The 10,934-nt window shown below is 69.6% G+C and carries 12 protein-coding genes; 7 read left to right on the top strand and 5 right to left on the bottom strand.

Annotated elements, in window-relative coordinates; translation table 11 throughout:
* Positions 1–113: 113 nt before the first annotated feature.
* Positions 114–1,667 carry an MFS transporter gene (locus ACFWP5_RS49885; RefSeq protein WP_384173242.1) on the bottom strand — a complete coding sequence of 518 codons (1,554 nt, stop codon included), beginning with the start codon at positions 1,665–1,667 and terminating at the stop codon, positions 114–116.
* A gap of 97 nt (positions 1,668–1,764) precedes the next feature.
* On the opposite strand from ACFWP5_RS49885, the gene ACFWP5_RS49880 reads away from it, so the two are divergent.
* Positions 1,765–2,355: a TetR/AcrR family transcriptional regulator gene (locus ACFWP5_RS49880; RefSeq protein WP_384173239.1), complete on the top strand. Its 591-nt coding sequence runs from the start codon at positions 1,765–1,767 to the stop codon at positions 2,353–2,355.
* 102 nt (positions 2,356–2,457) lie between these two features.
* On the opposite strand, the gene ACFWP5_RS49875 is transcribed toward ACFWP5_RS49880, so the two are convergent.
* From ACFWP5_RS49875 to ACFWP5_RS49865, 3 genes are all read right to left on the bottom strand, one after another.
* The gene (locus ACFWP5_RS49875; protein WP_384173236.1) at positions 2,458–3,705 is read right to left on the bottom strand and encodes an MFS transporter; all 1,248 of its coding nucleotides are present in this window, start codon (positions 3,703–3,705) and stop codon (positions 2,458–2,460) included.
* A gap of 92 nt (positions 3,706–3,797) precedes the next feature.
* Complete coding sequence (locus ACFWP5_RS49870; protein WP_384173233.1) at positions 3,798–4,067, bottom strand: hypothetical protein; 270 nt, start codon at positions 4,065–4,067, stop codon at positions 3,798–3,800.
* Positions 4,064–4,249 carry a hypothetical protein gene (locus tag ACFWP5_RS49865; RefSeq protein WP_384173230.1) on the bottom strand — a complete coding sequence of 62 codons (186 nt, stop codon included), beginning with the start codon at positions 4,247–4,249 and terminating at the stop codon, positions 4,064–4,066. The genes ACFWP5_RS49870 and ACFWP5_RS49865 overlap by 4 nt, the downstream gene beginning before the upstream one ends.
* Before the next feature lie 193 nt (positions 4,250–4,442).
* Between ACFWP5_RS49865 and ACFWP5_RS49860 the strand changes: the two genes are divergently transcribed.
* The 3 genes from ACFWP5_RS49860 (at position 4,443) to ACFWP5_RS49850 (ending at position 6,084) form a co-directional block, all read left to right on the top strand.
* Positions 4,443–5,270, top strand: a complete 828-nt coding sequence (locus tag ACFWP5_RS49860) for a Scr1 family TA system antitoxin-like transcriptional regulator (RefSeq protein WP_384173227.1) — start codon at positions 4,443–4,445, stop codon at positions 5,268–5,270.
* Entirely contained in the window at positions 5,267–5,488 is a 222-nt protein-coding gene (locus ACFWP5_RS49855) for a DUF397 domain-containing protein (protein WP_384173224.1), read from the top strand. The genes ACFWP5_RS49860 and ACFWP5_RS49855 overlap by 4 nt, the downstream gene beginning before the upstream one ends.
* Before the next feature lie 206 nt (positions 5,489–5,694).
* Positions 5,695–6,084 (top strand): hypothetical protein, encoded by a 390-nt coding sequence (locus tag ACFWP5_RS49850; RefSeq protein ID WP_384173222.1) that lies wholly within the window; start codon positions 5,695–5,697, stop codon positions 6,082–6,084.
* 38 nt (positions 6,085–6,122) lie between these two features.
* Here the strand turns inward: ACFWP5_RS49850 and ACFWP5_RS49845 are convergent, their stop codons facing one another.
* Positions 6,123–7,337, bottom strand: coding sequence for a PucR family transcriptional regulator (locus ACFWP5_RS49845; protein ID WP_384173219.1), 1,215 nt, complete (start codon positions 7,335–7,337; stop codon positions 6,123–6,125).
* Between the two features lie 145 nt (positions 7,338–7,482).
* Between ACFWP5_RS49845 and ACFWP5_RS49840 the strand changes: the two genes are divergently transcribed.
* The 3 genes from ACFWP5_RS49840 to ACFWP5_RS49830 all read left to right on the top strand — a co-directional run.
* On the top strand, positions 7,483–8,409 hold the full coding sequence (locus ACFWP5_RS49840) for a proline dehydrogenase family protein (RefSeq protein ID WP_384173216.1): 927 nt from the start codon (positions 7,483–7,485) through the stop codon (positions 8,407–8,409).
* Positions 8,410–8,582: 173 nt separating this feature from the next.
* Complete coding sequence (pruA, locus tag ACFWP5_RS49835) at positions 8,583–10,214, top strand: L-glutamate gamma-semialdehyde dehydrogenase (protein ID WP_384173213.1); 1,632 nt, start codon at positions 8,583–8,585, stop codon at positions 10,212–10,214.
* Positions 10,215–10,267: 53 nt separating this feature from the next.
* Positions 10,268–10,934 (top strand): alpha/beta fold hydrolase (locus ACFWP5_RS49830; protein WP_384173210.1); only part of this gene is annotated, 667 nt, incomplete at its 3' end.

Here is a 10,934-nt window from a genome sequence, read left to right as displayed (position 1 = left end):
CTCGTCCTCAAACGCCGGACGGGCTGAATATGGCCGACCGGGTTGATACGCGAACGCCGGGGGGGTTGAGGAGATCATCCTCACCCCACCCGGCGTTTCTGTGTAGTTGGGGCTCACGCTTCCGCCTTCTGCGGCTCCGCCGCCACCGGCTCGGGCACCGGTACCCGCAGCCCCCGCAGGGTCCGTGTCGCCGCGAACGCCGCCCCCAGCAGCAGCACCGCACCGGCGATCGCCGCGCCGTGCATGCCGTCGGTGAAGGCCTCCCGTGCGGTGGCGATCAGGGCGTCTCCCGTGCGCCCCGGCAGGTGCCGGGCGACGGCCAGGGCGCCGCCGAGGGTCTCGTGGGCCGGGGCGGGGGCCGAGGCGGGGATGCCGTGGCGGTAGACGGCCGTACCGATGGAGCCGAGGACCGCCATGCCGAGCGCGCCGCCGAACTCCGCGCCCGTTTCCATGAGGGAGGACGCGACGCCGGCCTTCTCCACCGGGGCGCTGCCCATCGCGAGGTCCATGATCTGGGACATCACCATGACGATCCCGGAGGCGAGGACACCGGCGGCGGCCAGGACCAGCCAGAGGGAGTCGGTGCCGGTGACGGCGAGCATGCCGTAGCCGCAGGCGGCGATCGCGAAACCGGAGGCGACGACGTAGGCGCGGTCAACTCCCTTCTGGACGAGGGTGGTTGCGAGCGGGGCGGCCATGCCGATCGGTACCGAGGGGAGCAGGGCCCACAGGGCCGCCTCCATCGAACTCTTGCCGAGCACCGACTGCAGGTACTGCGTGGTGAAGAGGGCCGAGCCCATCATGCCGAAGGCGGAGAGGAGGTTGAGGACGACGGAGGGGCCGAAGCCCCGGGCACGGAAGAGGGTGGGGTCGATCATCGGGGACGCGGTCGTGCGCTGGCGGTGGACGAAGAGGGCCGCGAAGAGCAGACCGACGGTGATCGAGACGACGTACTGGACGTGCCAGCCCTCGGAGGGGATCTCCTTGAGGCCGTAGATCACGGGCAGGACGCCGGCCAGGGACAGCGGGACGCTCGGCCAGTCGAAGCGGCCGGGGGCGGGGTTCTTGGACTCGGGGAGCAGGAACGGGCCGAGGACCAGCAGCAGGGCCATCGCGGGCAGGTTGACCAGGAAGACCGAGCCCCACCAGAAGTACTGGACCAGGACACCGCTCATCACCGAACCGAGCGCGACACCGGCGGTCATCACGCCGGACCACAGGCCGATCGCCTTCGCGCGCTGGCCGGGGTCGGTGAACATCGTGCGCAGCAGCGCCATCGTCGAGGGCATCAGGGTGGCGCCGCCGATGCCGAGGACCGCGCGAGCGGCGATGAGGGTCTCGGCGCTGTTCGCGTAGGCCGCGATGAGCGAGGCGGTGCCGAAGGCGGCGGCGCCGATCAGGAGGAGCCTGCGGCGGCCGATGCGGTCGCCGATCGAACCCATCGTCATCAGCAGGCCGGCCAGGACGAAGGCGTAGATGTCGAAGATCCACAGCTGCTGGGTGCCGCTGGGCTCCAGGTCCGCACTGATCGCCGGGATGGCGAAGTAGAGGACGGAGACGTCCATCGAGACGAGGAGCAGGGGGAGCATCAGGACGCCGAGTGCGGTCCATTCCCGGCGCCCGGCACGGGAGTTGGTGGTGCTCGCGGGGTTCGTCGAGTTCGTCATGGCAGTGAATGTACGCGCGTCCTAAACGCTTGTCTAGTACGGATGTATAGATCGTCTGTATAGGACGCGTGTATGGATCGGCGGTACGATGGCGGGCATGGGACACCGTGAGGATCTGCTCGAAGGCGCGAAGCGCTGCCTGCTGGAGAAGGGGTTCGCGCGCACCACGGCGCGCGACATCGTGAAGGAGTCGGGGACGAATCTCGCGTCCATCGGCTATCACTACGGCTCGAAGGACGCGTTGCTCGCGCAGGCGTACATCGCGCTGGTAGAGCAGGCGTCCGACGGTTTCGAGGGGAGCGAGGGCGGCACGGAGGTCGGTGGCGAGCCCGGTTCGCCGGAGCGGTTCCGGGCGGTGTTCTCGAACATCGTCGCCAGCATGAGCGAGCCTGGTTCGATGTGGGGGCTCGGCATGGAGATCATGACCATGGGCGACAAACTGCCCGAGGTGCGCGACCAGTTGGCCCGGGCGCAGCGTGAAGGTGGGCGGGGCATGGTCGCGCTGATCATGAGCGTGCCCGAGGCGGACGTCTCGGACGAGACCGCGGACTCCCTCGGCGCCTTCTACATGACGCTGATCACGGGGCTCATCGCGCAGTGGACCTTCGACGCGAAGAGCGCACCGGACGCGGAGCAGCTCACGGAGGGGCTGCGCCAGGTGGTGGAGGGGGTGCGGAAGTCACAGTGATCCGGCGGGGGTGCGGAAGTCACGGTGATCCGGGGGTGTGCGGAAGTCACGGTGATTCGGCGGGTGTGCGGAAGTCACGGTGATCCGGCGGGTGTGCGGACGTCACGGTGATCCGGGGGGTGTTCGCCGGTCCCGTAGCGCCGGTGCCACCGCGCTCAGCATCAGCAGCGCGGTCAGTGCGAAGGCCCACGGGTAGCCGGTCAGGCCGGCCGTGATGCCGAAGCCTGCCGCGCCGAGGCCCATGCCACCGTCGTAGGCCAGGTTCCACAGGGCGCTGACCGTGCCGTAGGAGGCGGCGGAGACGCGCGTGTACATCAGGGTCAGCGTGGCGTTCTGGGTGATGCCGAAGCCGGCGCCGAACAGGGCGGTGCCCGCGATGACCGCTACCGGGTCGGTAGTTGGGGCGATGACGAGGACGCCCGCGGCCGACAGGAGCAGGCCGGGGAGGACGAGCCGCGCGGTGCCGTGCCGGTCGCCGTGGCGGCCCGCCAGCCAGCGCGTCATGGTCGAGGCGGCGGTCTGCGTGAACAGGGCCACCGCGATGACTCCGGCGGACGCCGACGGTACGGCCAGCGGCAGGAAGGTGACCACGATGCCGGCGGCGGTGGCGGTGGCCGCGAAGACGAGGACCGGCCGTAGCAGGGCGCCCGTGCGCAACCCCCGTACGACACCCAGCGGTTGCTCGGAACGGTCCGCTCGGTGCGTACGGTCCGGCAGTCCGAGTACGAAGACGATCGCGGCCAGTGCCGCGAGGCCGCCGGTGACGGCGACCGGGCCGTAGCCCACGCGTCCGGCGAGCCACAGTCCCAGCGGCAGCGCGACCAGCGACGGCACACCGGACACCACACCCACCAACGCGAGCCCCTCGCCCCGGCGTTCGTCCGGGATCAGCGACGCGGTGAGGGCACCGCCCGCGACGATCGTCAGCGCGAAACCGAGCCCGCGTACGAAGCACACCGCGACGATCCACGCGGCCTGCCCGGAGACGGTCAGCACCAGCGCCGGGGCCCCGAGCAGGAACAGCCCGGCGATCAGGGTCAGCCGATAGCCGTACCGGGTGACGAGCCGGGGCGTCACCAGTTCCCCGAGAACCGTCGCGAGCATCAACGAACCGGTCGCGAGCCCCGCCGCACCCCCACCGCCCCGCTCGGCGGCATACGCCGGTACGACCGAGAGCAGCAGAAAGAAACTGAGGGTGGCACCGACCATGCTGACGAAGCGGAGGAGCAGGGGGCGGGTGAGGAGTGGGGGGCGCGTGCCCGAAGTGGCTTCGGGGTCAGGGGAATTGGGGGAGTTGGGGGAGCTGGGGGTTTTCGGGGTCGGGCAGTCGGGGGGCGGGCCGGTCGTCATGACGTCGACACTAGAGTCCGGCCGGGGCGTCGGTCAGCTCCAATTCCGGGCCACTGGACTGGTTCGACGAGCGTGCAAGGCCTGGCGGCACGTCACGCCGCTCCCTCCTCCCACATCACCCACGGCCGTTCGATCACCTCGGCGTAACTCGTGTGCCCGGGATGTTCGCGGAGGTGGGTGAAGGCCCAAGTCTGGGGTTCCGTCGGGTCGTTGCTCGGTGGTGACGTCGCGGCGCACTCGGTGTCGTCGTTCTTGAGCGCGAGGCAGCGGAACGCGTACCTGAGTGGTGGGGCGTCGGTGTCGTGGTCGGGCCGTAGCGTCCAGTTGACGAAACGGAACGTGCGGCGGACAGGGACGGTCACAGGATCTCGCCTCGGCTTCTGGCGTTCGCGCGGGCGGTCTCGGCGCGCAGGCGTTGTTCGGGGGTGGGGGGTTGGACGTCCTCGGGGGCCACGGTCCACTCCGTGCCGCCGGTGACTCGGCGCAGGGACCACGCGCCGCACCACTCGCCGCGGAACTCCCCGATCCGGCCCTGAGCGTCCACGACCAGGGTGCCGACAGCCGGAATGGGGGGAATTGGTGGAGACGGTGGAGGGGGCTCGGATCTCACGGTTACGTTCTCGTCGGGCACGGCCGCTCCTCTCCGTAGTGCTTCCACTACTCAGGGGGTTCAGCGTGACCTTCGGCAGGGAACCATTCAACTTGTCGGACGGGAACGAAAGGTTGGTGAAAGTCCCTTGAACCGAAGGGAATTGGATCCCGACAGCTCACCCCAGGCGGCGTTCGGCGCGCGTCTGCGCAGCGCACGGGAGGTGCGGGGGTGGACGCAGGAGAAGCTGGCCGAGGAGATGGGGTACTCCAGTACGCACATCTCGTCGGTCGAGGTCGGGCGCAAACTTCCTACCTTGCGTCTCGCGCGTAGTGCCGACGCCGCATTGGGAACCGGCGACATGTTCGAACGCGCGTGGCGCAAGGTGCGGCACGCCGGACTCCTCGAAGGATTCCCGCAGTTCATCGACCACGAGGCACAGGCGGCCGAGATCCGGTTGTACGAGGTCGGTGTCGTCCCCGGTCTGCTCCAGACACCGGACTACGCGGCGGTACTCGCGCAGGGCGTCGTCAAGCGCGGAGCCATCACGGACGACCAGGCCGAGGAACGCGTCACGCTCGTCGCGGAACGGCAGGCCACGCTGGTGAGGACGCCTGCGCCGTTGGTCTTCGTTGTGCTGGACGAGAGCTGTCTGCGTCGGCCGGTCGGTGAACCCGCGGTCATGAACGCCCAGTTGGACCGGTTGCTGGAGTTCGCCGAGCTGCCGAACACCGTGCTCCAGGTCGCCCCGTTCGCCATGGGCGAGCGGCGGCCGTTCTCCCTGCCGGTGTCGCTGCTGACGCTGCCGGACCGCTCGCTGGTGTCGTACGCCGAGTCCGCCCACCGGGGCCATCTCGAACGGGAAAGCCTGTTCGTACTGCCCCTGCTGACGGCCTACCATCAACTACAGGCCCATGCCTGCTCGCAGGCGGAATCCGTGGCCATGATCAGCCAGCTGCGAAAGGGCACCCCGTGACGACCGAAACCCCCCAGTGGTTCACCTCCTCCTACAGCGAGAACGGCGGCCAGTGCCTTGAGGTCGCCACCAACCTTGTCGCCTCGCGCGGCGTGGTCCCCGTCCGTGACTCCAAGAACCCGAGCGGTCCGGTTCTTGACCTTCCGGCCGGTGCCTTCTCCTCCTTCGTGGTAAGCGTGCGGACGGGTCGGTTCGACACCGACACAGCCGCTGTCTGACCGGCCCGCCTATCAACTCCCCAAGCCCCGCCCCGCCTTCGGACCGAAGACCCGGAAGCACCGGAAGAAGGTGGGGCGGCGCTCTCTCGTGACGTCACCCACACGGGCGGTATCGCCGCCGTTCACCCGTACGGCCCCTGCGGGGGTTCCGCGGCTCCTCCATGATCGCCGTGCAAGCAGGCACCGCACGGAACGAGGAGCAGGCAATGGACGTACGCAGGAAGATCACCATGCTGGCCATGGCGGGCGCGCTGGCGCTGGGGATGGCCTCGGCGCAGTCGCCGGCGAGTGCCATCTCGGTCGCCACCTCGGCGAAGTCCGCGAGGGCCGAGTGCGGTGTCCGTTCCGACGCCCGGCTGCACTGCGGCAACAAGGCCGGCGCGAAGGGCTACGCGGACCGCTCCTACCGCTCCGCGACCCGCGGCCAGTTGAACGGCACCTTCAGCTGGTTCCAGTGTTGGGGCCACGGCGACCCGCACCCGGGCGGCAACGACATCTGGTACTGGACCCAGCTCGACAACGGCGCCTGGGGCAACGTCCCCGCGGTCGACGTCTCGACCGGCCAGGACCCGGCGCCCGGTCTGCAGCAGTGCTGATGTGCTGAAGCACTGAGGTGCGGCAGCGCTGAAGTCCTCTACAGGCGGGCCGACTTGAGTGCCATGTGGAGCAGCAACCGGTCCTCCCCGTCGTCCAGGTCCAGCCCCGTCAACTGCTCCACCCTCGACAACCGGTAGTACAGCGTCTGCCGGTGAATTCCCAACTCGGCTGCCGCGCGCCCCGCTTGGCCCGCGCAGTCGAGGTACACCTCGGCTGTGCGGGCGAGTTCGTGGTGGGTGGGGGAGAGGAGCGGGGCCACCGCGGGGTCGTGGGGGGACTCGGGGGAGAGGGAGGTCAGGAGGCGGTACGGGCCGATGTGGGACCAGTCGGCGACCGGGGCGAAGCGGGGTTCCGCGAGGGCGGCGCGGGCTGCCGCCGTGGCTTCCTGCCAGGCGGTGCCCAGGTCCGTGAGGCCGATGCGGGGGTCGCCGATGCCCGCCGCTCGGGGGACGGACACGGACGTCGGCTGGTGGGGGGCTTCCTTCAGGAGGCGGGTCGCCGCCGTTTCCGCCGGGAGTCCTACGTCCGTCGAGCGGAGCCGGATCAGTACCGCCAGGCACTGCTGCTCCGCCGCACCCCACGGCACCGTGCACAGCGCCGTCGCGTGCGGCACCGTACGGGCCGACGGGGCGTCGTCCGGGTCGGCGGACGGCCAGGGCGCGACGCAGACCACCGCGTGCGGGCCGTCGCCGCGCGGGCCCAGGGCCGTGCGGAGGGCGGCCACCGCCATGTCCCGTTGCCAGCCGCGTTCGGCGGTGAGGACCGCGCGGAGTTCGCGCGTGAGGTCGGCGCCCGCCTGTGCCTCGTCCGCGAGGAGCGCGCCGATCCGGCCCGCCACTTGCATCGCCGCCGCGAGCCGCGTCTCGCCGGGGCCGGGATCGTCGTCGTCCAGGAGCCAGACGTAGCCGAGGACGACACCCCGATGGCGCACGGGGAGGCAGATACGGCCGCGGTAGACGCCCGCCTCGGGGGTCGGCGGGATGCGGACCGGGCCGGTGGCGCGGGTGATGCCGAAGCCCTCGAACCAGGTGCGGATCGCCGTCGTGGAGCGCCGGGTCAGGATCGAACGGGTGCGGACCGGGTCCAGCGCGGACGGGTCCAGGTCGCCCTCACCGTCGTAGGCCCCGAAGGCGATCAGCTCGAAGTCGCGGTTCTCCAGGGTCGCGGGGGCGCCCAGGAGCTCCGAGATCTCGTCTACGAGCTCCTGGTAGTCGCCGGTGGAATCGGATGTCACCCGGGCATTCTCCCGCATTCTCGCCGTGCCTTCATACATCTGTCTGAGATCTGCGGCACGGATGCGTGACAGCTGTCGATGGCCGACGATCGGAGACATCCCTAGGTTTCACGGTGGTTCTCCGTCTATCCATTCGGTTCGTTCGCTGTTGTGGAGGTGCCCCGTGCTGGGTCCCGTGATTCTCGCCGCCTCGCGCAGCGATCAGATGCGTCGGCTGATCTCGGCGGCGCCGGTGACCAAGCAGGTCGTCGACCGTTTCATCCCCGGTGAGACCGTGGACGAGATCGTGCCGATCGTCCAGGACCTCACCGCCAAGGGCCTTGAGCTGACGATGGACGTCGTCGGCGAGGACATCACCACCCCCGAGCAGGCCGCCGCCGCCCGCGACGCCTATCTGCGGCTCGTCGACCGCCTCAAGGAACTCGAACTGGGTACCCGGGCCGAGATGTCGATCAAGCTGTCCATGTTCGGGCAGGCGCTGGACGGCGGTCACGAGCTGGCGCTCGCCAACGTCCGGCCCGTCGTCGAGGCCGCCGCCGCCATCGGTACGACCGTCACGCTCGACGCCGAGGACCACACCACCCTCGACTCGATGTTCGCGATCCACGAGGAGCTGCGGAAGGACTTCCCGCAGACCGGCTGTGTCATCCAGGCCTACCTCTTCCGCACCGAGTCCGACGCCCGCCGCCTCGCCGAGGCCGGCAGCCGCGTACGGCTCGTGAAGGGCGCGTACAAGGAACCCGCCGAGGTCGCGTACCAGCAGAAGCACGAGATCGACAAGGCGTACGTCCGGATCCTGCGCATCCTGATGGAGGGCGAGGGGTACCCGATGATCGGCTCCCACGACCCGCGCCTCATCTCCATCGGCCAGGAACTCGCCCGGCGGGCAGGCCGCAAGCTCGACGAGTACGAGTTCCAGATGCTCTACGGCATCCGCAGCGACGAGCATCTGCGGCTCGCAGCCGAAGGTCATCGCATGCGCGTCTACACCGCCTACGGCACCGACTGGTACGGCTACTTCATGCGCCGCTTGGCGGAGAAGCCGGCCAACCTCCGCTTTTTCGCCCGCAGCATGCTGACCCGGGGCTGAGAGATGACGCACGCACCGAGGTTTTTCCGCCGGGGGTCCGGGGGTTGTCCCCCGGGAAGGCACAGCATGCGCCGCCTGGCGGAGAAGCCGGCCAACCTCCTCTTCTTCGCACGCTCCACCCTTACCAAGGGCTGACCCCAACACCCGCTCACGTACAAGGAGTTACGGATCTCATGGACGCTGTGACCCAGGTCCCCACCCCCGTCAACGAGCCGGTGCACGGCTACGCGCCCGGTTCTCCCGAGCGCGCCCGTCTCGAGGTCAAGCTCAAGGAGCTGGCCGAGAACCCGATCGACCTGCCGATGACCATCGGCGGCGAGCGGCGACTGGGCGGCGGCGAGCGCGTCGACGTCGTACAGCCGCACAACCACAAGGCGCGGATCGGGACCTACGCCAACGCCACTCAGGACGACGCCCAGGACGCGATCGACGCGGCCCTCGCCGCCGCGCCCGCTTGGCGCGCCATGTCCTTCGACGACCGTGCCGCGATCATCCTGCGTGCGGCGGAGCTGCTGTCCGGCCCGTGGCGCGAGACCCTCGCCGCGTCCACCATGCTCGGGCAGTCCAAGACCGCTCAGCAGGCCGAGATCGACTGTCCCTGCGAGCTCGTCGACTTCTGGCGCTTCAACGTCAAGTACGCCCGCGACCTGCTCGCCGAGCAGCCCCCGGCGAACTCCCCGGGCGTCTGGAACCGGCTCGACCACCGCCCGCTCGAAGGCTTCGTCTACGCGATCACGCCGTTCAACTTCACGGCGATCGCGGGCAACTTGCCGACGGCTCCGGCTCTCATGGGCAACGTGGTGGTGTGGAAGCCGTCGCCGACGCAGACCCATTCCGCCGTGCTGCTCATGCAGTTGCTGGAGGAGGCGGGTCTCCCCAAGGGCGTCATCAACCTCGTCACCGGTGACGGCATCGAGGTGTCGAAGGTCGCCCTGGAGCACCGCGACCTGGCCGGCATCCACTTCACGGGCTCGACCAAGACCTTCCAGTACCTGTGGAAGACGGTCGGCAACAACATCGAGAAGTACCGCTCGTACCCGCGTCTGGTCGGCGAGACCGGCGGCAAGGACTTCGTCGTCGCCCACCCGAGCGCGGACCGCGCCGTGCTGAAGACGGCGTTGACCCGGGGCTCCTTCGAGTACCAGGGCCAGAAGTGCTCCGCGTCCTCCCGTGCGTACATCCCGGCGTCGATCTGGAACTCCGGTTTCAAGGAGGAGTTCGCGGCCGAGGTCGACTACCTGACCATGGGTGACGTCACCGACCTGTCGAACTTCGTCGGCGCGGTCATCGACGCGCGCTCCTTCGCCAAGAACAAGGCGGCGATCGACCGCGCGAAGGCGGACCCCAACTGCACGATCGTCGCGGGCGGTTCGTACGACGACTCGGTCGGCTACTTCGTCCGCCCGACGGTCGTCGAGTGCAGCGACCCGGCCAACGAGGTCTTCACGACGGAGTACTTCGGCCCGTTCCTCGCGGTCCACGTCTACGAGGACGAGAACTACGACGAGATGCTGACCCAGATGGAGTCGGTCTCGGACTACGCGCTCACGGGCTCGGTCATCTCCAACGACCGTGCGGCGGCGGCCTACACGATGGAGAAGCTCCGCTACGCGGCCGGCAACTTCTACATCAACGACAAGTCCACCGGCGCGGTCGTCGGCCAACAGCCCTTCGGCGGCGGCCGCTCCTCCGGCACCAACGACAAGGCCGGCGCCCCCCAGAACCTGATGCGCTGGACCCTGACCCGAGCCATCAAGGAGACCCTGGTGGCGCCGACCGACTACGGGTACCCGCACATGGGCTGAGACCCAGGAAAACCGCAGGCCCCGGGACGCCCGCAGCGGGCAGACTCCCCGCCATGACCCGTACGCGGAACGACGACACGGTCACGGCGGACGACGGAGTACGGCTGTGGGCCTCCCGGTCCGGGTCCGGCCGTGGCACACCCCTCGTGCTGTGCCACGGCGGGCCCGGGCTGTGGGACATGTTCGACGACGTGGCCGGGATGCTCGACGACCGTGCCACGGTGATCCGTTGGGACCAGCGCGGCTGCGGGCGCTCCGAGTCGTGCGCGGGCCCGTGGACCACCGACCGGTTCGTGGCCGATCTCGACGCCGTGCGACGGCACTTCGCGCTGGAGCGGACCGTGCTGCTCGGCCACTCCTGGGGCGCGTCGCTCGCCCTGAGCTACGCGCTCGCCCATCCGGAACGGGTCGCCGCGCTCATCTACGTCAGCGGCACGGGCATCGGACCGGACGCCGACTGGCACGCCGACTACGAGGCGAACCTCCTCGCGCGCCTCGGCGAGGATCCCCAACGGCTCGCCCGCTGGCGGGAGTTGCCGAACACGAGCCGCGAACGGGCAGTCCTCCAGTGGTCGACAGAGTTCGTGGACCGGGAGCAGGCGATCCAGCACGCCGAACAGATGGCCTCCCCCTGGTTCCCCATCAACTCCCCCTGCAACAAAGCCCTGAACGCCGAGGCGAAGCAGACCTCGGGGACCCCCCTGGGGCACCTTCTCCATC

It is taken from the genome of Streptomyces sp. NPDC058469, assembly GCF_042721125.1.
Taxonomy (GTDB): domain Bacteria; phylum Actinomycetota; class Actinomycetes; order Streptomycetales; family Streptomycetaceae; genus Streptomyces.
The sequence above is the reverse complement of the archived record's forward strand: the minus strand, read 5'-3'. Positions and strand labels throughout refer to the sequence as shown.